The 23,123-nt window shown below is 46.0% G+C and carries 26 protein-coding genes and 1 tRNA gene; 6 read left to right on the top strand and 21 right to left on the bottom strand.

Annotation, left to right across the window (positions count from 1 at the left end):
* Window positions 1-23 precede the first annotated feature (23 nt).
* From pheS to ICV90_RS04440, 10 genes are all read right to left on the bottom strand, one after another.
* Window positions 24-1,070: a phenylalanine--tRNA ligase subunit alpha gene (pheS, locus tag ICV90_RS04485; RefSeq protein ID WP_215360057.1), complete on the bottom strand. Its 1,047-nt coding sequence runs from the start codon at window positions 1,068-1,070 to the stop codon at window positions 24-26.
* A gap of 25 nt (window positions 1,071-1,095) precedes the next feature.
* Window positions 1,096-1,461 (bottom strand): 50S ribosomal protein L20, encoded by a 366-nt coding sequence (gene rplT, locus ICV90_RS04480; RefSeq protein ID WP_011902675.1) that lies wholly within the window; start codon window positions 1,459-1,461, stop codon window positions 1,096-1,098.
* 25 nt (window positions 1,462-1,486) lie between these two features.
* The gene (rpmI, locus tag ICV90_RS04475; RefSeq protein ID WP_046330084.1) at window positions 1,487-1,684 is read right to left on the bottom strand and encodes a 50S ribosomal protein L35; all 198 of its coding nucleotides are present in this window, start codon (window positions 1,682-1,684) and stop codon (window positions 1,487-1,489) included.
* Window positions 1,685-1,811: 127 nt separating this feature from the next.
* A complete protein-coding gene (gene infC / locus ICV90_RS04470) occupies window positions 1,812-2,336 on the bottom strand; it encodes a translation initiation factor IF-3 (RefSeq protein ID WP_174249837.1) in 525 nt (174 codons plus the stop codon).
* Between the two features lie 42 nt (window positions 2,337-2,378).
* The gene (thrS, locus tag ICV90_RS04465; protein ID WP_215360055.1) at window positions 2,379-4,301 is read right to left on the bottom strand and encodes a threonine--tRNA ligase; all 1,923 of its coding nucleotides are present in this window, start codon (window positions 4,299-4,301) and stop codon (window positions 2,379-2,381) included.
* Between the two features lie 124 nt (window positions 4,302-4,425).
* Window positions 4,426-4,502, bottom strand: a tRNA-Val gene (locus ICV90_RS04460).
* 18 nt (window positions 4,503-4,520) lie between these two features.
* Window positions 4,521-6,554, bottom strand: coding sequence for a bifunctional (p)ppGpp synthetase/guanosine-3',5'-bis(diphosphate) 3'-pyrophosphohydrolase (locus ICV90_RS04455; RefSeq protein ID WP_215360053.1), 2,034 nt, complete (start codon window positions 6,552-6,554; stop codon window positions 4,521-4,523).
* Between the two features lie 27 nt (window positions 6,555-6,581).
* Complete coding sequence (locus tag ICV90_RS10360) at window positions 6,582-8,450, bottom strand: alpha/beta fold hydrolase (protein ID WP_215360051.1); 1,869 nt, start codon at window positions 8,448-8,450, stop codon at window positions 6,582-6,584.
* 35 nt (window positions 8,451-8,485) lie between these two features.
* A complete protein-coding gene (locus ICV90_RS04445; RefSeq protein ID WP_068321494.1) occupies window positions 8,486-9,136 on the bottom strand; it encodes a CoA transferase subunit B in 651 nt (216 codons plus the stop codon).
* A gap of 42 nt (window positions 9,137-9,178) precedes the next feature.
* Window positions 9,179-9,880, bottom strand: a complete 702-nt coding sequence (locus ICV90_RS04440; RefSeq protein WP_215360049.1) for a CoA transferase subunit A — start codon at window positions 9,878-9,880, stop codon at window positions 9,179-9,181.
* Between the two features lie 158 nt (window positions 9,881-10,038).
* On the opposite strand from ICV90_RS04440, the gene ICV90_RS04435 reads away from it, so the two are divergent.
* The 4 genes from ICV90_RS04435 to ICV90_RS04420 all read left to right on the top strand — a co-directional run bounded on the left by ICV90_RS04435 (window position 10,039) and on the right by ICV90_RS04420 (window position 13,614).
* On the top strand, window positions 10,039-11,709 hold the full coding sequence (locus tag ICV90_RS04435) for an electron transfer flavoprotein-ubiquinone oxidoreductase (RefSeq protein ID WP_215360047.1): 1,671 nt from the start codon (window positions 10,039-10,041) through the stop codon (window positions 11,707-11,709).
* An 83-nt stretch (window positions 11,710-11,792) separates the two neighbouring features.
* Window positions 11,793-12,179: a lactoylglutathione lyase gene (gene gloA, locus ICV90_RS04430; RefSeq protein WP_215360045.1), complete on the top strand. Its 387-nt coding sequence runs from the start codon at window positions 11,793-11,795 to the stop codon at window positions 12,177-12,179.
* Window positions 12,179-13,354, top strand: coding sequence for a GNAT family N-acetyltransferase (locus tag ICV90_RS04425; protein ID WP_371743889.1), 1,176 nt, complete (start codon window positions 12,179-12,181; stop codon window positions 13,352-13,354). The genes gloA and ICV90_RS04425 overlap by 1 nt, the downstream gene beginning before the upstream one ends.
* Window positions 13,351-13,614 (top strand): DUF1289 domain-containing protein, encoded by a 264-nt coding sequence (locus ICV90_RS04420; protein ID WP_215360041.1) that lies wholly within the window; start codon window positions 13,351-13,353, stop codon window positions 13,612-13,614. Before ICV90_RS04425 ends, ICV90_RS04420 begins: the two co-directional genes overlap by 4 nt.
* 40 nt (window positions 13,615-13,654) lie before the next feature.
* On the opposite strand, the gene ICV90_RS04415 is transcribed toward ICV90_RS04420, so the two are convergent.
* Together ICV90_RS04415 and ICV90_RS04410 are read right to left on the bottom strand one after the other, a co-directional pair.
* Window positions 13,655-15,262, bottom strand: coding sequence for an ABC-F family ATPase (locus ICV90_RS04415; protein ID WP_215360039.1), 1,608 nt, complete (start codon window positions 15,260-15,262; stop codon window positions 13,655-13,657).
* Window positions 15,263-15,376: 114 nt separating this feature from the next.
* The gene (locus ICV90_RS04410; RefSeq protein ID WP_215360037.1) at window positions 15,377-16,087 is read right to left on the bottom strand and encodes a queuosine precursor transporter; all 711 of its coding nucleotides are present in this window, start codon (window positions 16,085-16,087) and stop codon (window positions 15,377-15,379) included.
* A gap of 104 nt (window positions 16,088-16,191) precedes the next feature.
* On the opposite strand from ICV90_RS04410, the gene ICV90_RS04405 reads away from it, so the two are divergent.
* On the top strand, window positions 16,192-17,376 hold the full coding sequence (locus tag ICV90_RS04405; RefSeq protein WP_215360035.1) for an acyl-CoA dehydrogenase: 1,185 nt from the start codon (window positions 16,192-16,194) through the stop codon (window positions 17,374-17,376).
* Window positions 17,377-17,439: 63 nt separating this feature from the next.
* On the opposite strand, the gene ICV90_RS04400 is transcribed toward ICV90_RS04405, so the two are convergent.
* From ICV90_RS04400 to ICV90_RS04390, 3 genes are all read right to left on the bottom strand, one after another.
* On the bottom strand, window positions 17,440-17,574 hold the full coding sequence (locus ICV90_RS04400; protein WP_215360034.1) for a DUF3149 domain-containing protein: 135 nt from the start codon (window positions 17,572-17,574) through the stop codon (window positions 17,440-17,442).
* A gap of 74 nt (window positions 17,575-17,648) precedes the next feature.
* On the bottom strand, window positions 17,649-18,101 hold the full coding sequence (locus ICV90_RS04395) for an OsmC family protein (protein ID WP_215360032.1): 453 nt from the start codon (window positions 18,099-18,101) through the stop codon (window positions 17,649-17,651).
* Window positions 18,102-18,142: 41 nt separating this feature from the next.
* A complete protein-coding gene (locus ICV90_RS04390; protein WP_215360031.1) occupies window positions 18,143-18,523 on the bottom strand; it encodes a rhodanese-like domain-containing protein in 381 nt (126 codons plus the stop codon).
* A gap of 214 nt (window positions 18,524-18,737) precedes the next feature.
* Here ICV90_RS04390 and trxC point away from each other — a divergent pair, with 214 nt between their 5' ends.
* The gene (trxC, locus tag ICV90_RS04385; protein WP_215360029.1) at window positions 18,738-19,157 is read left to right on the top strand and encodes a thioredoxin TrxC; all 420 of its coding nucleotides are present in this window, start codon (window positions 18,738-18,740) and stop codon (window positions 19,155-19,157) included.
* 8 nt (window positions 19,158-19,165) lie between these two features.
* Here trxC and mnmH read toward each other — a convergent pair whose 3' ends face one another.
* From mnmH to ICV90_RS04355, 6 genes are all read right to left on the bottom strand, one after another.
* A complete protein-coding gene (mnmH, locus tag ICV90_RS04380) occupies window positions 19,166-20,251 on the bottom strand; it encodes a tRNA 2-selenouridine(34) synthase MnmH (protein ID WP_215360028.1) in 1,086 nt (361 codons plus the stop codon).
* A 6-nt stretch (window positions 20,252-20,257) separates the two neighbouring features.
* Window positions 20,258-20,677, bottom strand: a complete 420-nt coding sequence (locus ICV90_RS04375) for a thioesterase family protein (protein ID WP_215360026.1) — start codon at window positions 20,675-20,677, stop codon at window positions 20,258-20,260.
* 22 nt (window positions 20,678-20,699) lie between these two features.
* Entirely contained in the window at window positions 20,700-21,044 is a 345-nt protein-coding gene (locus ICV90_RS04370; protein ID WP_215360024.1) for a TIGR01244 family sulfur transferase, read from the bottom strand.
* A gap of 61 nt (window positions 21,045-21,105) precedes the next feature.
* Window positions 21,106-21,537 (bottom strand): YeeE/YedE family protein, encoded by a 432-nt coding sequence (locus ICV90_RS04365; RefSeq protein WP_251367801.1) that lies wholly within the window; start codon window positions 21,535-21,537, stop codon window positions 21,106-21,108.
* 2 nt (window positions 21,538-21,539) lie between these two features.
* On the bottom strand, window positions 21,540-21,977 hold the full coding sequence (locus ICV90_RS04360) for a YeeE/YedE family protein (protein WP_215360023.1): 438 nt from the start codon (window positions 21,975-21,977) through the stop codon (window positions 21,540-21,542).
* 24 nt (window positions 21,978-22,001) lie between these two features.
* On the bottom strand, window positions 22,002-23,123 hold the full coding sequence (locus tag ICV90_RS04355) for a YeeE/YedE family protein (protein ID WP_215360021.1): 1,122 nt from the start codon (window positions 23,121-23,123) through the stop codon (window positions 22,002-22,004).

Genomic DNA, 23,123 nt, shown 5'->3' with positions numbered 1-23,123 from the left:
GCGGTATCTAGTTAATGATTTGGTTATGCAGGGAACTGCGCCAAGAAACGCAGATCGTTTTCAAAGAAGAGACGCAAATCATCTACGCCGTAACGCAGCATCGTTAAGCGTTCTAGACCAGATCCAAATGCGAAGCCGGTATAGCGCTCTGGGTCGATACCCATATTACGTAAGACGTTTGGATGAACCTGCCCTGCTCCGGAGATTTCTAACCAACGGCCGGCAAGCTTGCCACTACCAAAGGCCATATCAATTTCAGCAGAAGGCTCTGTAAAAGGGAAATATGAAGGTCGGAAACGAACTTGCAATGCATTCGTTTCAAAGAAGGTTCTTAAGAAATCTGTATAGACGCCTTTGAGGTCTGCAAAAGAAACGCTCTCAGCAATCCACAAGCCTTCAACTTGATGGAACATTGGTGAATGGGTTGCATCGCTATCAACACGATATGTTCTGCCTGGCGCAATCACCTTGATTGGCGGCATTACATCTGCACTAGCGTATTTCTTAACATGCTCGCTCGCATAACGAACCTGAATAGGGCTGGTATGCGTACGTAATAGCAAAGGCTTCTCGTTAGAATCTTTACCATCGATATAAAAAGTATCCTGCATTGAACGTGCAGGATGATTCTCAGGACTATTTAAGGCTGTGAAATTAAACCAATCGGTTTCAATCTCAGGGCCATCTGCTACGTCAAAACCTATTGAGCGGAAGATCTCTTCAACACGCTCCCAGGTGCGCATCACAGGATGCAAGCTACCTACTGCTTGGCCACGGCCAGGCAAGGACACATCGATAGACTCGGCTGCAAGACGTTGCAACAAGATGGCATCAGCCAAAGCTTGGCGGCGCTCTTGTAATGCAGCTTCTACTTGGGTTTTGATTTGATTAATTTGGGCGCCAGCACTCTTGCGTTCATCAGGCGACATTCCACCAAGCGCTTTTAAACGCTCAGTGAGAACACCTGACTTACCGAGATACTTGGCTTTCGCGTCCTCAAGAGCTGCCGCATCGGCAGCTCCGAGGAAATCACGTTTAGCATCCTCGACAATGTGGTCGAGAGAAACCATTGCAGCTTAGTTTAGAAAACTAAGATTAAGCTGCAGCGTTTACTACGGATTTGATCCGAGTAACCAAAGCAGCAAAAGCCGCTTTGTCAGCAATGGCCATATCAGAAAGTACCTTGCGGTCGAGTTCGATCGCAGCTTTCTTCATACCATTCATGAATACGCTATAGGTCATGTCATGCTGACGAACTGCCGCGTTGATACGGGCAATCCACAATGCGCGGAATACACGTTTCTTATTGCGACGGTCACGATATGCATATTGACCAGCACGCATAACCGCTTGCTTAGCAATACGGAATACGTTCTTACGACGGCCACGGTAACCTGTAGCGGCATCGGTGATTTTCTTATGACGGGCTCTTGCTGTAACCCCACGTTTGACTCTTGGCATTTATTTCTCCTAATCTAGTCTGAGGTTAAGCGTAAGGAAGCATGGAGCGAATTGACTTAACGTCAGCTTTCGCAACTTCGGTAGTACCACGTAAGTGACGCTTATTCTTTGTGGTCTTCTTGGTAAGGATGTGGCGTTTGAAAGCCTGTCCTCGTTTAATCGTTCCGCCTGCGCGAACCGTGAAGCGCTTTTTAGCGCTACTCTTGCTCTTCATCTTGGGCATAAAGCACCCCTTCAATTACTTGTGCAACATAGGTGGTAACCGACGGTTACTCTTCCTGTACCCAGAAGCACTTCAAACTACCAGCGTCTTACGACACCTCACTACACAAGAACCAGGTAGAACCCAGTTACTTAGCCTTACGAATGGGGGCCAATACCATCACCATCTGGCGGCCTTCCATTTTTGGAAACTGTTCAACTTGACCGTACTCAACGAGGTCCAACTTCAAACGCTCCAACATTCTGACACCGATTTCTTGGTGGGCCATTTCACGACCCCGAAACCGCAGCGTAATCTTTGTCTTATCGCCATCTTCCAAAAAGCGGATTAGATTGCGTAGCTTCACACCATAGTCACCATCATCAGTACCAGGGCGGAATTTCACTTCCTTCACCTGAATTACTTTTTGCTTCAGCTTAGCTTCATGCATCCGCTTGGCTTCTTGGTATTTGAATTTGCCGAAGTCCATGATGCGGACTACAGGTGGCACAGCCGTCGGAGCAATTTCAACCAAATCGGTCTCTTTCTCTTCTGCTAAAGCCAAGGCTTCACTCAACTTAACTACACCGATGGGCTCTCCATCAATTCCAATCAAACGCACTTCAGGAGCAGTAATTTCCCGGTTAATGCGCTGCAATTTTTCAGTAGCGATCTTCTTAATTCCTTTAAAAAAACAATAAAAACCGTTCTAACCCTAGCTAGGCTCGGGTCCGACTTTATGGGATATATCCTGCTGGAGTCGGGCAACGAAGGCATCAAGAGGCATTACACCTAAATCTACTCCGCCACGGGCACGAACGGCCACCGTATTGCTTTCAGACTCTTTATCACCTACAACTAGCAAAAATGGAGTCTTCTGTAATGCGTGCTCGCGTATTTTATACGTAATTTTCTCGTTCCGCAAATCGGATTCGACTCTAAACCCTTGTTTTTTCAGTAATTGCTGCACTTGTTGTGCATATGCAGCAGAATTTCCGGAGATATTAAGGACTACAGCCTGGGTTGGAGCCAGCCAAACAGGCATGTTTCCAGCGTGGTTTTCGATCAAAATACCGATAAAACGCTCTAAAGAGCCCACAATTGCCCTATGGAGCATGACTGGGGTCTTGCGAGTATTGTCTTCAGCCACATATTCAGCACCCAAACGGGCTGGCATCGAGAAATCAACCTGAATCGTGCCGCACTGCCAAGTACGGCCAATCGAGTCTTTAAGGTGATATTCGATCTTAGGGCCATAAAAAGCACCCTCGCCTGGCAATTCTTCCCATTCCTGGCCTGAGGCCTTGAGGGCACCACGGAGAGCCTCTTCTGCTTTATCCCAAATAGCATCATCGCCTACACGCTTAGCAGGACGTAAGGCCAGCTTTACTGCCACTTCGGTAAAGCCAAAATCCTGATACACGGCACGAACTGCTTTATCAAATGCCGCTACTTCAGATTGAATTTGATCTTCAGTACAGAAAATATGACCATCGTCTTGAGTAAAGCCGCGCACACGCATCAAACCATGCAATGCACCTGATGGTTCGTTACGGTGGCACTGACCAAACTCACCAAAACGTAATGGCAACTCACGATAACTATGCAAGCCAGAGTTATAAATTTGCACGTGACCAGGACAGTTCATCGGCTTTAATGCATAAGCACGATTCTCCGACTCCGTCGTGAACATATTTTCTTTATAGTTTTCCCAGTGGCCTGATTTTTCCCAAAGACCGCGATCCAAAATCTGCGGAGCTTTTACTTCTTGATAGCCTTCTTGCTGATACACGCGACGCATGTATTGCTCAACTTCTTGCCAAATGGACCAACCTTTTGGATGCCAGAAAATTAAACCAGGCGCTTCTTCTTGAAAATGAAATAAATCAAGTTGCTTACCGAGGCGGCGGTGATCACGCTTCTCAGATTCTTCAAGCATATGTAAGTAAGCATCTTGATCTTCTTTACGCAACCATGCAGTGCCGTAAATACGCTGCAGCATCTCATTCTTGCTATCGCCACGCCAGTAAGCGCCAGCCAGCTTCATAAGCTTAAATACCTTGAGCTTGCCGGTAGAAGGCACGTGCGGGCCGCGACAAAGGTCAGTGAACTTACCTTCGGCATACAAAGAAACATCTTCGCCCTGCGGAATGCTGGCAATCAATTCTGCTTTGTAGTTTTCACCCTGCTTCTTAAAAAACTCGACAGCGTCATCGCGCGGCATTACGGTGCGAGTAACTGGCTCATCTTTTTTAGCGAGCTCAGTCATTTTCTTTTCGAGAGCAACTAAGTCGTCTGGAGTAAATGGGCGGTGATAAGAGAAGTCGTAGTAAAAGCCATTCTCGATTACTGGACCAATGGTTACTTGTACCTCTGGAAATAATTCTTTTACAGCGTAAGCCAACAAGTGAGCTGTGGAGTGACGCACAATCTCAAGAGCCTCAGGACTTTTGTCGGTGATGATAGCTAATTGACTGTCTTTATCAATCACAAAACTGGTATCCACCATCTTGCCATCTACGATGCCGCCTAAGGCAGCTTTTGCAAGACCACTACCGATGCTTTGAGCAACATCCGCTACGCGAACTGGTGCCTCAAACTCACGTTTTGATCCATCGGGTAGAGTAACTACAAGCATGATGACCCCATCTTATTTACGGAACTTCATTACTGACATCTTTCCCAAAAAGAAAGCGCGGTAGCTTTTGGGCATCCGCGCCTCTTTGAAGCCATGATTAGCGCTTCTTTTGGGTCTTATTCGTTGGTAGGCTCGATTGGACTCGAACCAACGACCCCCACCATGTCAAGGTGGTGCTCTAACCAGCTGAGCTACGAGCCTATACAGCCATAGAGTTTATCACCGGCGGCGCACTTGGGTGACCCCGTTGACCTCTTCTAGGCTGTTTTGCACGACTCGCAGCACTTCAGAATCCTTCACCTCAATCGTTAAAAGGATCTGGGCCAGACCTTTTTTGGCTGATTTACGCAAATCGATCACATGCACGCCCTGCCTGGTCAGAATTTCAAAGAGCTCCCGCATTAACTCTGGGCGATCTAAGCCAGTTACCACTAAATCAGCTGGAAAGACGCGTTTTTGCTCTTGATTGACTACAGGATCAGCAGCAGAAGCAGTCCAAGCCGTTTGAATGACCCGCTCAGGCGCTCTCTCCAGCAAACCTCTAAAGGTTTTGCATGAGCGACGGTGAATTGAAACACCTCTACCTTGGGTCACAAATCCCGCAATTGCATCCGGTGGAACAGGTCGGCAGCAGCGCGCTAACTGGGTCAATAATGAATCCACGCCAACGACCAAAACATCGCCGCCTCGCCCTGCTTTATGAGTGCCGCTGCGCAAAACGATTTCAGGTGTTGTGGATGGAGTCTTTAATTCAGGGATTCCTTCAGCTTTACCCTCTACAGATTTTCCAGATTGTCCGGCCTCTTCATCATCAAGTGCATTAAACCAAGCGCGTACTCGTTGGCGTGCTCTTTGTGAGCGTACATAGTGCTTATCAGGGCTAATCCAATCGCGTGATGGGCCACCGTGTTTGACAGCAATGATTTCAATGGTTTGACCGTTTTTCAATGCTGTCTCGAGCGGAACCATTGCGCCATCTACACGTGCACCCCGGCAACGATGACCAAGATTAGTGTGAACCGCATAAGCAAAGTCAATTGGCGTTGAGCCCTTCTCTAAAGAAATTACTTTCCCTAAAGGCGTAAGAACATAAATATGGTCATCAATCTCATGGTGCTTAAGCTGCTCCCAAGCATCCTCTTTCCAAGAGATAAGCTGGCGAGCCCAAGCGATTTGCCTTTCATAAGCAACCTCTGCGCTATGCGTGCCTTGCTGGTGAGTAACACTTGGCTTGTTTGTTTTGGCGGGATTGGGGGGTGTGGCCATACCCGCATAAGCACCCTCTTTGTAGCGCCAATGCGCAGCTAAACCATACTCCGCCTGCTGATGCATTTCTTGTGTGCGTACCTGAATCTCAAATGCGGTGCCATCATCATTCATGACTACCGTATGCAGCGATTGATAACCGTTAGGCTTAGGTCGCGCGATGTAATCATCAAACTCTCTTGGTACCGGCTGCCAGACATTGTGCACGATACCCAAGACGGCATAACAAGACTTCACGTCCTCTACCAAAACCCGGAACGCTCTGACGTCATACAGATTGGCAAAGTCCAAAGATTTGCCTTCCATCTTTTTCCAGATGCTGTAAATATGTTTTGGTCTTCCAAGTACTTCGCCCTCAATCTGCGCAGACTTTAATTCTTGCTGTAGTTGCAAGACGATTTGGTCGATGAATGATTGGCGCTCAATGCGTTTAGCATCCAGCATCTTGGCAATATCACGATAAGTCTGTGGTGAGAGCGCTCGAAATGCTAAGTCCTCCATCTCCCACTTCATTTGCCAAATACCCAATCGATTGGCTAGTGAGGCATCGATACTCAAGATTTCTTGAGCCCAAGCTGCAGGCATCTCGATCTTCTCTTGTGTAATCCAGCGCAATGTCTGCAGACGGGAGGCAAGATAAATCAGAACTACCCGCAAATCATCACCAAATGCCAAAAGCATTTTGCGCAACATTTCTTCTTGGCCAGTAACACTTAAGCCACCATCACCACGAACTAGCTTTGCCTGTGCTTGACGTAAGCCGCGATAACCAATGAGTAGTTTCGCGGACTCTTCGCCAATAAGTTTTATGAGGGCTTCTTTGCCATGGGTGCGGGCAATATTGCTGGCGGCAGTTAATGTCGCCTCATCCAGATTGAGAGACTGCAATACTTGCAATACCCCGGCTGCGTGCAATTCTGCCGGCTCACCATACCAGGCATCTACGAATACTGACTCTTTTGTCGAATTGCTGGGGACATTTGCCATTGGCAATAAGGGGTGATTAAGAACTAATTAACTGAAAAATTCTTTTGCTAAAGCAATCTGCTCCGGCTTCACAAACGCAGGTGCATGACCTACATTGGGAATTTCAATACTGCGTGCATGAGGATTGACTTTGCACATCTCTGCGACTGTGGCAGCGGAAAGCAAGTCAGAGTTACCGCCTCGGACAATCAACATCGGAATATGAATTTGCTTAAAGGCATGCCACATCGCCATCTCACCTGCTTTAGCCATGATGGGGTTTACTGATGCAAACGGCACTGAGATATCTGGGTCGTAATGCATGATCCATTTACCATCTTTCTGAATCAGCATAGGGCCGTTATAAATTTCCCACTCTTCAGGAGTGTGCTCGCCAAAAGTGGCGCAAATTTCATTTAAGCGTTGAAGCGCTTCGGAGCGATCTGAAAAAGTAAATGGTTGACCAACGTATGAGCCTAGGCGTTTAATTGCCTCTGGCTCAATCTTGGGACCCACATCATTGATGATCATTCTCCGTATGGGTGAGTTTGGCATTGCGGCATACACCATACCAATCAAGCCGCCCATGGAAGTTCCCAGCCAATCTACTTGTGCAACGCCTAGCTTCTTAACTAACGCAGCAATATCGGCAACGTACTGTGGCACGGCATAAAGCATTGGATTACTTAAGCGATCCGATTCACCCCTGCCAACTACGTCTGGACATACTACGTAATAGTCTTTGCACATTGCCTGAGCAAGTGTCTTAAAGTCGCTGCCCCGTCTTGTTAGGCCGTGAACACACACCAATACTTTATTTCCAGGATTGCCCCAAGCGTGATAAGCCATGCGGTGTTTTTCATCACCGCTTGAGCACTCCACAAAGAAAGTAACTCCGTCATGAAATACATTTGCTGCTTGAGCTTCATTATGAACTTCATGATGGAGATGATCGTGCTCATGGTCATCACCAACCTCTTCAGGCTGCAAGGTCACATGATCAATACCATGCTTATTCAAGAGCATCGTATTGATTCTGGCCATTATTTCTGGCCACTTCTGCATCTCAGCGATCTCAATATGGCCAATTAAGGCTGGGAAGCTAGGGGTCATTTCCCATACGTGCAGATCATGCACCGCGAGTACGCCTGGAATATTTCTTAAATCAGTACCTACTTGTAAGTAGTCAATATGTAGAGGTACGCCTTCCATCAGGAAGTGATAAGACTCATGCAGAATCGAGATGGTGGACTTCAGAATAAGCAGCGATACCAAAATAGAGAGAATCGCATCGATTGGCATCCAACCGGTAAGTTGAATAACAACACCAGCAATCAATGCCGCAACTGAACCCAATAGATCACCCATGACATGAACTAGTGCCGCACGGGTATTCACGCTTTGCTTATCGCGAGACAAAACCCATGCCACGACGATGTTCATCAGAAGACCGATTGCAGCAACAACCGTAACAGTCAAGCCATCTACTTTATGGGGATTAGCAAAACGACTGACCGCCTCAATGACAATCCATAAAACCAAAGCCAGCATCGCAATACTATTGACAAACGCTGCTAGCGCTTCGGCACGCCCAAAACCAAATGAATGCTTCGGGGATGGTGGGCGACGAGAAATAATCTGCGCAAGTAGCGCTAAACCCAAAGCCGCTGCATCAGTGACCATGTGGCCAGCATCAGAAATCAGCGCCAATGAATTAGCGAAATAAGCGGCAGCGCCCTCAACCCCTGAAAAGCCTAAAGTCAGTACTAAGGCAATTAACAGTAGGTTTTGATTGGAGGCTTGCTTGCTATGGGTGTGCCGTGCATCACCCTTCTTATGGGCATGTAGGGAAGGATCTGCCCCAGATTGATTCTGGGGTTTAGATGGCTTCGAATGGAAATGATGGGAGCCCGACATGGTGAACCCATTATTCCATTAATTGATGACGCTGATTAGAAACCTGTTGTGTCAACAGGGGCTCCTGTTTTAGCAATAACCTCTTCTTTGGTCACGCCTGGAGCCAATTCAGTTAACTTCAAACCCTTAGGAGTGATGTCAAGCACACAAAGATCAGTAATGATCTGGCTAATGACGCCCACACCTGTCAATGGCAATGTGCACTTCGGCAAAATTTTAAGCTCTTCTGTGCCATCTTTTTTCTTGGCAACGTGCTCCATCAATACCACTACATGCTTAACGCCGGCAACCAAATCCATTGCGCCACCCATGCCCTTGACCATTTTTCCTGGAATCATCCAGTTGGCTAAATCACCATGTTCGCTCACTTGCATTGCACCCAGGATCGCGATATTAATTTTTCCACCACGAATCATTCCAAATGAATCGGCAGAAGAAAAAATGGATGAACCAGGCAAAGTTGTAATCGTTTGCTTACCGGCATTGATTAAGTCTGCATCAATTGTTTCTTCTGTTGGAAACGGTCCGATACCCAATAAACCATTTTCAGACTGAAGCCATACTTCCATATCTTTCGGCACATGATTCGCTACCAAAGTGGGCATACCAATGCCCAAGTTTACGTAGTAACCGTCTTTTAATTCTTTAGCAGCTCGTGCTGCCATCTCATCTCTAGTCCAAGGCATTTCGATCTTCCTAAGTATTCTGTTCTATTGCTGTTCTGGGAATTACGCTGTTGCAGTCATAGTGCGCTGTTCAATGCGCTTTTCTGGTGTTTTATGCAGCACCAAACGGTGGACATAAATACCGGGCGTATGAATCTCATCAGGATGGAGTTTGCCGTTCTCAACAATCTCTTCTACTTCTGCAACGGTGATCTTGCCAGCCATAGCAACTACTGGATTGAAGTTCCGTGCTGTATAGCGATAGACTAAGTTACCGGACTTATCTGCCTTCCAAGCCTTTACTAAGGAGATGTCCGAAACGATTGAACGCTCCATGATGTATTTCTCGCCATCGAATTCTTTTTCTTCTTTACCTTCAGCAACCAAAGTACCAACACCAGTTTTGGTATAGAAAGCAGGAATACCACAACCACCGGCACGTAATTTTTCAGCCAAAGTTCCTTGCGGTGTAAATTCCAACTCCAATTCACCAGCCAAATACTGACGTTCGAATTCTTTGTTTTCGCCCACGTATGAAGCAACCATTTTCTTTACCTGGCGTGAATTGAGCAATAAACCCAAACCAAACCCGTCGACGCCAGCGTTGTTTGCAATTGCGGTGAGGTTTTGAGCGCCTAGGTCCTTAACCGCCTGAATTAAAGCCTCTGGAATGCCACAAAGACCAAAACCGCCAACGGCCAATTTTTGTCCGTCTTTTAAGATATCCCGCAAGGCATCTACTGCCGATGGGTAAGTTTTATTCATAACTTTTGTCCTAATATTGCCAAAATGGGTAAAAAAGCAATCATAACGCTTAAGACGCCTTGAGCTAGGCGGTCTTGGCACTAATTCGGTTTTTGTCACTTAGAACTAAACTATTAGGGCTTAAATGCCCCATTTTTAAGAAATTTCGGAGAAATTGAATGAATTCTGCAGAGTTGGTAGAGCAATATGGTCCCAGGGACTCTATGGACTATGACCTAGTCATTGTTGGAGGCGGTCCCGCAGGATTGTCGGCTGCTATTAAAGCCAAGCAATTAGCCAGCTCCTCAGGAAAAGAAATCAGTGTTTGTGTTCTAGAAAAGGGTTCTGAAATCGGAGCCCACATCCTTTCTGGCGCCGTCATGGACCCCAAGGCACTCACTGAATTATTCCCTGACTGGAAAGAGCTCGGAGCACCGCTCGATACACCCGTCACGCAAGATCAATTTCTATTCTTAACCAGCGATAACTCATTTCAAGTTCCAAACTGGATGTTGCCGCACTGCTTTAAAAATGAAGGTAACTATATTGTCAGCCTTGCTAACGTCACGCGTTGGCTAGGACAACAAGCCGAGAACCTTGGCGTAGAAATTTTCCCTGGCTTTCCGGCTGCAGAAATTCTTTATAACGAGCAAGGCGCAGTCAGCGGCGTGATTACAGGCTCAATGGGTTTAGACAAAGAAGGCAATCCAACGGATCAGTTTCAGCTTGGCATGGAATTGCGCGGCAAGTACACCCTCTTTGCTGAAGGCGCGCGTGGTCATCTTGGCAAACAACTGATTGCTAAGTTTGCATTGGATAAAGATGCAGACCCCCAGAGCTATGGCATTGGCATTAAAGAGCTTTGGGAGGTTGAACCCTCCGAGAGTAAGCCTGGGCTAGTAGTGCACACCGCTGGCTGGCCTTTAGAGAGTGATACCTATGGTGGCTCATTCCTCTATCACTTAGGTGACAACAAGGTTGCTGTTGGATTAGTGGTTGGCTTGTCTTATAAGAATCCCTACCTCTCTCCTTTTGAAGAATTCCAACGATATAAGTTGCACCCAAAGATTCGTGAGACCTTTGAGGGTGGTAAACGCATTTCCTATGGCGCACGCGCACTGACTGCCGGTGGTTTAAATAGCCTTCCTAAGACTGTATTTCCTGGCGGCGCACTCATTGGTTGTGATGCTGGCTTCCTCAATGCATCTCGCATCAAAGGAAGTCATGCGGCAATTAAGACTGGCATGCTTGCTGCTGAAGCAGCAGTTGCTGCTATCAATGAGAATCGCTCTGAGGATGTTTTGTCTGCGTACCCAACTGCATTTCAAAACAGTTGGCTACATACAGAACTCAATCAAGCGCGCAACTTCAAGCCCTGGATGTCAAAAGGACTTTATGCTGGCACGCTGATGGTGGGATTAGAGCAAAAGCTTTTGGGTGGCAACATGCCATGGACAGTGCATTTAAAACATGCAGACCATGAATGTTTGGAGCCTGCAGCGCAACACAAGCCGATTGACTACCCTAAGCCAGATGGCAAGATTACGTTTGACCGCCTCTCTTCAGTATTTATCTCCAATACCAATCATGCTGAAAATCAACCGGTTCATTTAACACTGAAGAATGAATCTATTCCTGTGGGCGTGAACCTGGAAACCTATGCAGGACCCGAGCAACGCTACTGCCCTGCTGGCGTATATGAGTTTGTAGAAACCGATGGTAAAGCGCGCTTGCAAATCAATTCGCAAAACTGCGTACACTGCAAAACCTGTGATATTAAAGATCCAACACAAAATATCGTCTGGGTTACCCCAGAAGGTGGCGGCGGTCCAAACTACGCATCCATGTAAAGAAATGCAATACAGCAAACCCCGGCTCCATACCGGGGTTTTTCATCTCAACACGATTAAATAAATAGCGTTATATTTAACCCATGATGATCCTACACACTATGCTTCGCATCAGCGACTTAAATCGCTCTATTGATTTCTACACCAAAGTATTGGGCATGAATTTACTGCGCACAACTGAGCGTCCTGAGCAAAAATACTCCCTTGCTTTTGTCGGATACGGCAAAGGTAATGGTGATGGCCAATCGGAGATTGAGCTTACCTACAACCATGGCGTTCAATCCTACGACCTAGGCACGGCCTATGGGCATATTGCAATTGAGGTTCCGGATGCCTATGCTGCTTGTGCTGCCATCAAGGCGGCTGGCGGCAATGTCACTCGTGAGGCTGGTCCAGTAGCTGGCGGTGACACCATCATTGCATTTGTTACCGATCCTGATGGTTACAAAATAGAGCTCATTCAGCGTTAATCGTGGCAGAGCCCGATTCATTTCAATTAGAAATAGTTGATCGCCTTAGCGATATCACCTCAGAGGAGTGGAATACTCTTCTTACCTCAGATGCAGGACCCTTTCTTCGCCATGAGTTTCTTAGTGCGCTAGAGGAAACTGGCTGTGTTGGAGGCAATACTGGGTGGCAAGTGGCTCATCTCGTTTTAAGGGATGATCAAAAACTGATTGGTGCAATGCCCCTGTATTTGAAGCAACACTCCTACGGAGAATTTGTCTTCGATTGGTCTTGGGCTCAGGCCTATGAGCAACAAGGTATGCAGTATTTTCCGAAAGCGCTTTGCGCCATTCCGTTTACACCCGTTCAAGGCTCAAGGATTTTGAGCGCCAGAAATGTAGATGCTGATTTAGTAGAACGACAATTAATTGCAGGCTTTAAGACTTTGGTTCTGCAAAATAATCTATCTTCAGCACATGTTTTATTTCCCCATGCTTCAGAAGTAAAGAGTCTTAAGGGTCAAGGCTTTATGTTGCGAGACTCAGTTCAATTTCATTGGCATAACCAAGGCTTTGAAAATTTCGAACAATTTTTAGAAGTCCTCACTATGAAGCGCCGTAAGAATATTCGACGTGAACGAGAGCAGGTATCTAGAGAGCTAATTACTTTTAGACATGTCCCAGGAATATCTTCAACCAATGCTGATTGGGAATTCTTTTATCGCTGTTACGAAAACACTTACTTAGAGCATGGATCCAGCCCCTATCTTAATGAGACATTCTTGAAATTATGGGCGCATCGCCTGCCTGAAAACTTACACCTCATCATTGCTGAGCGCAATGGCAACCCAATCGCTGCGTCGCTACTAGTTGTTGACCCCACAAGCTCTAAGGCTTATGGGAGATATTGGGGCGCCATTGAACATGTGCCCTGCTTGCACTTTGAAACCGCCTACTATCAAGCAATTGAATATTGCATCTCTAATCAGATTCAAGCCTTTGAAGGTGGTGCACAAGGTGAACACAAGATGGCGCGCGGCTTCTTGCCCACTACCATTCAATCTGCCCATTTCATTGCGGATCCTCAGTTTGCCAAAGCTGTGCAACACTTCCTAGATCGTGAACATCAAGGCATAGGGGCTTATGTAGATGAGCTCGCCGAGCACAGTCCTTTGAAATCGTCTAAAGTACAGCCATGAATTCTGAAGACACCAAATCTATTGTGCAAGATGGCTCCCATTCCCTATCCACTGGGGATGCAGACTCTGACTCGCCTTGCATTGGTGTTTGCACCACGCTATACGATGAGATCTGCCAAGGTTGTGGTCGCACTTTAGGTGAAGTGAGTAATTGGGTATTCTTTTCTCAAGAAGAAAAAGATTCCGTATGGAAACGCATTCGTGCAGAAGGTACTGCAACCCGCTTCCAGAGACAAGCCAAAGAAAATAAGCCCGCTTAGGGGCTTATTTTTTATTGCCAGCTTTACAACTGGGCCTTAATTAACCAGCCAACTCTTGGCTACGTAGGTACTCTTCGTAAGTGCCAGAGTAATCCACCACCGTACCATCCATCTTCACTTCTAAGATGCGGTTGGCTAATGCAGAAACAAACTCGCGGTCATGAGAAACAAATATCAAAGTACCGTCGAATTTCTCAAGAGCGATTTGTAAACTCTCAATCGATTCCATATCCATGTGGTTGGTTGGCTCATCCATTGCCAGGACGTTGTATTTTTGGAGCATGAGTTTGCCCCAAATCATGCGGCCCTTTTCACCACCAGATAGAACTTTGACAGACTTGCCAATATCGTCACCAGAGAACAGGAGGCGGCCCAAAGTGCCACGGATCACTTGGTCATCATCGCCGGTATTGCGCCACCAATTCATCCAGTCCATGAGCAATTCGTCTTTAGCGAACATCTCGGTGTTGTCTTGAGGCATTACGCCGACGTTAGCATTCTCAGCCCACTTCACATCACCGCTATCAGCGGCAATACCATCAAAGCGCTTACTCAAGATTGTTTTGAGAAGAGTTGTCTTACCAGCACCATTTTGACCGATGATCGCAATCTTTTCACCAGCGCGAACGCCTAATTTGAAATTCTTAAAGATGACGCGGTCATAAGCTTTAGTAAGTGCGTTGCACTCTACCGCCATATTGTGTAATTTTTTCTCAGTATCAAAACGAATAAATGGGTTCTGACGTGAAGAGGGCTTTACCTCAACAATCTCAATCTTCTCCAGCTGCCTCTGACGTGAAGTCGCTTGACGAGCTTTAGAAGCATTTGCAGAGAAGCGGGCCACGAAAGCTGCTAATTCAGCAATTTTCTCTTTGGCTTTTACGTTATTGCTGAGCTGTTGCGTTCTCGCCTGCACAGAAGCCAGCATGTAGGAGTCGTAGTTGCCTGGGTAGACCTTTAATGTGCCATAGTCCATGTCAGCCATATGCGTACAGACTTCATTGAGGAAGTGACGGTCATGGGAAATGATGACGATAGTGCTCTTAATTTGGTTGAGGATATCTTCAAGCCAATGGATGGAGTGAATATCCAAGTTATTCGTTGGCTCATCGAGCAGTAATACATCTGGATCGGAGAACAATGCTTGCGCTAGCAATACACGCAGCTTCCATCCTGGTGCAACGTTGCTCATCGGACCATTGTGTTGGTCAATAGGAATGCCAATACCTAACAACAACTCACCCGCTTTTGCTTCTGCGGTGTAGCCACCGTATTCGGCGTACTTACCCTCAAGCTCAGCAGCCTTCATGTAATCTTCATCAGTAGCATCTGGATTGGCGTAGATAGCATCGCGCTCAGCTGCAGCCTTCCACATCTCTTCGTGACCCATCATCACGACGTCGAGTACGCGCACATCCTCGTAAGCAAATTGATCTTGACGCAACTTACCCAAACGAATGCCGGGGTCCAAACTCACATTGCCGCTAGTTGGCTCTAGCTCGCCACCTAAAATTTTCATGAAGGTGGATTTACCGCAACCGTTTGCGCCAATCAGGCCATAACGATTACCGCCACCAAACTTCACGGAAATGTTTTCAAACAGAGGCTTTGCCCCAAACTGCATGGTGATATTAGATGCTGACAGCACGGATGTTTTCTAGCTTTCTGAAATTCAATTGGATAGTTACCCCCGAATTTGGGGGCAAAGACCGTTATTTTAACGGCTTAGAGGTCTTTGTTGGCAGGAAGCCCGTAGTCTTGCTTAGACTTTGACCCTAAATGGGGTGAAATTCGTATGAATATCGTAAAAATCCTCGTTTTCCTTGCGCTTGAGGAAGTTCACAACCCAATAGGTCATGGGGGTTGCCAGAACCTCCCAAGTAGTCTTGAGGACATATTGAGCCAGCGCTACCTGAATGACTTCATGGGTAGTCCAGATGCCATAGAACGCTAACATATAGAAGAAAGAGGAGTCGACCAACTCCCCTACCGCTGTCGAGCCAATAGTACGCATCCAGAGAAAGCGCCCTTGGGTCATGATTTTCATCTTCGCCAGCACATAGCTATTCGTCAGACTGCCGCACCAAAAGGAGAACATGGAAGCTAAGGCGATACGCCATGAGTTTCCAAAGACAGTCTCTAGCCCCTGCTGATAATTAGACATATAAGCGCCTGGCGCCACCGGCAAAGCAATCACTATCTGCGCCATGATTGCCGCAAATGCAAGCGCAGCAAACCCAGTCCAAACCGCTCTACGGTCATAGGCATAGCCATAGACCTCAGTCAGAATATCGCCGAAGAAATAGGAAATAGGGAAGAACAAAATACCCGCGCCAAATGGTACCGACCCGAAGTAAGGCAATTCAACCACGGCTGCTTTACCGGCACCAATAAAGTTAGAGCAGAGTAAGACCACCACAAAGGCAGCCAAAATCAGGTCGTAATAGCGATGGCGAGGTCTAGGCGAGTCCATAAGTCCAGAAAAATGGATAATAGAAACAAGAATATCTGTATTCCTGAAAATTCGCAGGAAGCAGTTAAAAATCAAGACAAAATGAAATATAGGATGACAAAGCAATGAGTAAAAGTAAGGCCAGCTTTAACTGGGCGGACCCCCTTCTTCTGGATACCCAGCTAACCGAAGAGGAGCGCATGATTCGTGACGCAGCTGCTGAATACGCTCAAGGGCGCCTGATGCCCCGCATTCACGATGCTTATCGCAACGAAACAACCGACCCAGCCATCTTCCGAGAAATGGGCGAGCTTGGCCTCTTAGGCATCACGATTCCTGAGCAGTACGGTGGAGCTAACTTGAACTATGTCTCTTACGGCTTAATTGCGCGTGAAATTGAACGCGTGGATTCTGGCTATCGCTCCATGATGAGCGTGCAGTCTTCTTTAGTCATGGTTCCCATAAATGAATTTGGTAGCGAAGCGCAAAAACAAAAGTACCTCCCTAAATTAGCGAGCGGCGAATGGATTGGTTGCTTTGGATTGACAGAGCCTAACTATGGTTCTGATGCAGGTGGAATGATCACAAGAGCGAAAAAGGTTCCCGGTGGATTCTCACTTACCGGCTCTAAGATGTGGATCTCCAACTCTCCAATTGCAGATGTATTTGTTGTGTGGGCAAAAAATGATGAGGGCTTGATTAGAGGCTTCATCCTGGAAAAAGGTATGAAGGGTCTATCTGCACCCAAGATCAGCGGCAAGATGGGTCTACGCGCCTCTATTACCGGCGAAATCGTGATGGATGAAGTGTTTGTTCCGGCAGAAAATGAATTCCCAGAAATTACCGGCCTCAAAGGCCCATTCACTTGCCTGAACTCAGCACGTTATGGCATCGCCTGGGGTACGCTTGGTGCTGCTGAGTGGTGTTGGTATGCCGCACGTCAATACACGATGGATCGCAAGCAATTTGATCGCCCTCTCGCCGCTAATCAGCTAATCCAGAAAAAACTTGCTGATATGCAAACTGAAATCACGCTTGCACTTCAAGGCTGCCTACGTTTAGGCCGTATGAAAGATGAAGGAATCGCAGCACCAGAAATCACCTCCATCATGAAACGCAACTCTTGTGGCAAATCTTTAGATGTCGCCCGTATGGCGCGCGATATGCACGGCGGTAACGGAATTTCTGATGAGTACGGCGTAGTACGTCACATGCTGAACTTAGAAGTTGTGAACACCTACGAAGGAACTCACGATATTCACGCCTTAATTCTAGGTCGTGCGCAAACGGGGATCCAAGCTTTTAGCTAAATATAAAATATCCCCGTAATACAAAAGCCCTTGAATGAATACTCAAGGGCTTTTTTTGGGGAATTACTGATCACCGCCCTCAGCGCTCTTCTTAATAAATAAACGGGCAAAGAAAATTACCATGCCGATCATAAATAGAATAACGGCCAAACTCAATTGACCGGCAAACGATCCAAATAGCTCAACTAACATTTTCATTTTTCTTCCCTCCAGTAAGTTCACTATAGGGTCTTTAAAAAATGATTGTTTGATTAACATCAAAGAAATACTGCTTAAATTGCTGGATAAAGTTGTTTTTTCAAGCTATCCATTACAAACACATTTACCGGAATGCCTGCACTAACACTTGATGAAACAGTGCAAAATTCCTGAAATTGCTCCAAGACCCGATCAAGATTTTGCAGGGTCTCACCAGGCACGCCAACATGTATCTCCACACGAATCGACAGAATGCGCAGACGATTCTGCTCGTTTCGACCAATCTCACACGTTGCTAAAGTCTCAATAGGCTCAGGGTTTTGTTTAAATTTTCTTAAGGCAAATAATAGGGAGTCGGATAAGCAGTTGGCCACCGCAGCAATTAAGAATTGTGATGGGGTTGCACCGTCTGATTTACCCAAAGGCGGCGGCTCGTCTCCCATGATGGGGGCCTTTTCCTCGTTGTAATAGATGGCGAACTGGTAGTCGGCCTGTTGCTTGAGTCTTACGGATGGGTTACCGCTCATATGGAGCTCCTAAGTGGGGTGATAATTTGCTGCAAAATTGATTACTCAAATACGATTGACTCAGGCTTAGCAATCGGATTGCCCGCTTCTGCCCATGCATCAAATCCACCTGCAATAGATTGGATATGCATATAGCCCATGTCATGTAGTGATTTTGAGGCCAATGCTGCTCTACCGCTATTTTTGCAATATAGAACTATTTTGAGATCCCGGGCACTTAAATTGGGGTCATTACTTAATTTAAACTCCAACATTCCCCGAGAAATATGTACTGCGCCAGGAATGTGACCAATTGCGTATTCATCGGCTTCTCGAACATCCAATAACACGTCAGCTTCTTGAATGGCTTGTAGTGCATTTGCCAGGGCAACTTCATTGATAGAGGATTTAGCTAACGCAACTAAGTCATGAGCTGTTTTCATTCTTTTCCTTTTGAAATTTAATTTATCATTATATTTTATTATATATTGTTTTAAAGGATTTGATGCACATCAAAAACAATCAACTGGATAAACGTTTAGTCTTGCATTTAATGGAAGAAATATTCAAAATACAGTTGAATCTTAAAAGAAATCCGTACGCATGAATATCAAATCAGAGGCTAAATACATTTGCTTTCAAGGGAGTTAAACCGATATGCTGATTAAATGTCCAAGTTGCCATAAATTCAACCGCATACCTTTAGATAGGGTTAATCAAAAGCCTATTTGTGGTGTATGCAAAGCCAGCCTGTTGCTAGGTCCTGTCGAGGCAGACCAGGCAAGTTTTAAAGAGATCCTCAATCAAAGCAAGCTCCCTGTCATAGTAGATTTCTGGGCCCCCTGGTGTGGCCCCTGCAAAATGTTTGCACCAACTTTTGCGGCTAGCGCTGCTAAACACGGTGAACAAGTTCTACACATAAAATTGGATACTGAGGCCAATCCCAGCATTGGACAAGAGTTTGCTATACGCTCAATACCAACATTAGCGGGCTTCAAGAATGGGGCTGAGGTAAAGCGCATTAGCGGGGCTTTGCCGCCCGCACAGCTGGAGCAATTCCTGGGCAGTCTTCTCTAGCGAGAAAGTTAGGCCTCTACAGTTTTCATTGAATTTAAAAAGAGTGCTTTAGCTGCATTCTTAAAGGCTTCATCAGTATCACTCTCTAATTGCACAAAATTCTCCTCTTGATACTGAGGAAAATTTCTCACGATTGATGATTGATAGGATGGGTCGTAGTGTTTGACTAATAGCTCTTCAACTAGCTCCGGAAAATTTCCCGCATCAATGGCTTCATTCCATTTAGAGATTTGTACTTTTCCATAATGGGCGGTGAGTAATGCTAGCTTTTGCTTGAAGTTATCGGTGTTGGTTAAGAAATGATGGTATTCACGAATTAACCATGAGACTCGTGTCTGGGCACTTGATCGCAATTCAATACAGCTACCATTGCGAATAGTTTCCATTAGAGCATCAGGTACATGCAGGCCACCAACCTTCTTACTCTCCGATTCCACAAACACGGGTTTAGCAGGGTCGAGCAAACGCAATGTATTCCATAAGGCGGTCTCAAAACCTTTTTGGGAAGGCTGATCCTCATTCGGTTCATTACCAAGCACTGAACCACGATGCACCGCCAGGCCCTCTAAATCTAGAATCTGAGCACCTAAGGCGCCAATCTCTTGCAGCACCCTAGTCTTACCACTACCCGTCATACCGCAGATGACCTGAAACGAGTACTGTTTTGCAGCAGAGTCAAGACCATCTATTACAGTTCTTCTGAAGCCCTGGTAACCACCTTCAAGCTGCTTGGCCTTCCAGCCAATGCGATTGAGGATATGTGTAAATGCTCCACTACGCTCGCCACCACGCCAGCAATAAATTAATGGCCGCCACTCACGAGGGTAATCAAGAAAATGGCTTTCCAAATGTGCGGCAATGTTTTTAGAAACTAAAGCTGCGCCCAGTTTTTTAGCGGCAAAGGGAGATTCTTGTTTATAGAGCGTACCAATTGTGGCGCGCTCCTCATTATTAAGCACCGGGTAATTAACTGCACCGGGAATATGATCAAGAGCAAACTCAGCTGGAGACCTAACGTCAATGATCAGGTCAAACTCATCCAGTTCAGATAAAAATTGCTCAGATCTTAGGATATGGGAATTAATAGGCTGCACGGCGAACTAGCGCAACTGTTGTAAAACATGCTCAGGCCAAGGCGCTGATTTATTGGTAGTGAGATCGACCCAAACCATGGTTGCACCACCAATAGCGGCTTCTATATCAGGAGACGTAGTTAAAGCCATGCTGGTGTAAAGATCCAGGCTTGTTCTACCAATAGCACCAATCGAGGTTTTCAGCCTCAACTCACCCGGAAAGGTCAGCTGCTGATAAAAATTACAAAAGCCATTAATCATCAACATAGACTCACGACCAGGAGCGACATCATAGCCCAAAGAAGTAATCCACTCACAGCGCGCTTGCTCCATATACCGGAAGTACACGGTATTGTTTACATGCCCATACGCATCCATATCGCCCCAACGAATGGGCATGATCATTTCATGAACCAGCTTTCTTTCTTCGGGGATGGCGATGCGCATGTTTTAGAGAGTGCTCTTTTACTTAACGGAGCTGCAAAGCAAGTTGGTACAAGTTTGTTGAGCGTGCGCCTGAGCGGCAAAAAGCCAAAATAGGACCTGGCAAAGTTTTTAAGAGACGAGCCATTTCTTGCACTTGGTCTGGAGTAAATGCGCCAGAAATGACTGGCAAGTAAACATAATTCAATCCAAGCTTTTCTGCTTCAGCTTGAATGGATGCATTAGTTGGTTGCTCTGGGCCGCCCTCACCGTCAGGACGATTATTAATCACGCTCTTATAGCCTTGTGCCGCAATTTCAGCCAAATGACTTGGATCGATTTGACCAAGAGTACCAAACTGAGCGTTATGACAAGAAATAGGAAGACTCACAAAAAACTCCTTTTTTAAGACTGTAGAAAATTAACCATCGAGACGACTCAAGAAAACCGCCTTAATGCTTATGGCCAGTACAAAATCGATTGCAAAAAGACATGCCTATCAACATGAAGATCACAAATACAAACGCCTTTAGATGACCGGCACCTAGGGAGACTAAGGCAGGGCCTGGACAGAAACCAGCAATACCCCAACCTACACCAAAAATTAAGCTCCCTAAAACTAAGGGTCTTGTAATGTCTTTACGATGCGGCAGATGAAAGGCCCCGCTAAAAAAGGCCTCGCTGCGTTTAGTGACTAAATAGAATCCAGCTAAACCAACAATTACAGCACCCCCCATTACAAACAATAAGGATGGGTCCCATGAGCCTGTGATGTCCAGAAAATTCAATACTTTTTGTGGATTACTCATTCCCGAAAGAATTAAACCAAAACCAAATAACAAGCCAATTAAATACTGACTAAATAGGTTGAAATGTCTTCTCACGATTAAGCCCCTATTATGTGACGAATGATGAACGTCGCCATAAATCCTGAAGACATAAAAAGCATTGTTGCCGCCATCGAACGAGGTGATAGACGCGACAAACCACAAATTCCGTGGCCGCTCGTACACCCAGACCCGTATTGGGCGCCAAAACCAACGAGGAGGCCTGCAGCCATAATACTGAACCAGTCTGTATCAATAACTTGAATTGCATGCAGATCAAGCATTACAGCCGCCAAGACTGGTGCGGATAGTATTCCCAGCACAATCGAAACACGCCAATCTACATCGCCCTTCTGCGGATTCAATAAGCCAGAAACAATGCCACTAATTCCCAAAATTCGGCCATGCAACAACATATAAAGAGCCGCCGCTACGCCTAATATCATTCCACCAATTAAGGAGGGTATTGGGGTGAATGAAATCCAATCAATCTGCATGCTATTCCAATCAGTCACTAAAAATTAATTACAAGGTTTGGGCGCAAGTCTAAATTGCAAATACAGTAAGGCCAAGTAGGCACCTAGAATAAATCCCGGTAAAGCCAAGAATGATGCCAGAGATAATGTGGAGACCCCACTGAGGCCCTGTCCAACGGTACAACCTAGCGCTGTAACGCCGCCAAATCCCATGAGTGTCGCACCCACCAAATGATTGGCTGTATCCTCAGTATTTCGAAAAGATTCCCAACGAAACGATCTAGTGATGAGCGCGATCAGGGCTGAGCCAGAAATCATACCTATCACAGCCACAATTCCCAGCGTGAGAACTTTAGAAGTGTCGCTATACATCATTAGCCAATCCAAAGAATATGCGTATGGCGCAACAAACGATAGACTTTCCATGCGACCAGAATTCGTCATCAAAAAAACCTCTTCCAATGTAGTAGGATCTTCGGCGACATGACCTAGATTACCGCTAACCCACCATATTGCGCAAATTGCCAAACCCACCACCGTGCCAGCAAATAGATTCTCAAAGGTCCAGAATGACCTCTTACTTAAAGCATAGGCAATAAAGATAAAGCTGATTAATAGACCCAAACCCAGATGAAGATGGGATCGTGCAATGCCAAGTGGGCCACTTAAAAGACTAGGTAAATCTTGAGGGGTAGAAAAAGACAAAAATACAGTATCCAATGTATTGATGCGAATCACCCCCAGGAATCCGCGCATTGTCATATAAGCCGTCAAACCAAGCACCAAGAAAACAATCACAGACTTTAAATTACCGCCGCCAATACGCACCAGAGTCTTGCTCCCACAACCTGATGCAAGCACCATACCAAAACCAAAAAGCAAGCTACCTACTAGCGTAGATAGCCACAAAAACTTATTTCCTGTGTAGAAACTTTTTGATGGATCAATCAGTCCAACATAGGACATTAGCGTAAACCCAATAATTGCCACACCAATTGCCAAGAACCATTGCCTCATGCGATCCCAGCTCGACATAATAAATGCATCAGAAACTGCGCCCATGCTGCAAAAGCCTGTCTTTTGCAGCACAGCACCGAACATGAATGTGATCGCAAAGGTACACCATAAAACAGACTTGCCTAACACATCAATATTTACTGCTTCCAT

This window comes from Polynucleobacter sp. JS-JIR-II-b4 (assembly GCF_018687815.1).
Taxonomy (GTDB): domain Bacteria; phylum Pseudomonadota; class Gammaproteobacteria; order Burkholderiales; family Burkholderiaceae; genus Polynucleobacter.
This window is presented reverse-complemented; position numbering and strand designations above follow the sequence as displayed.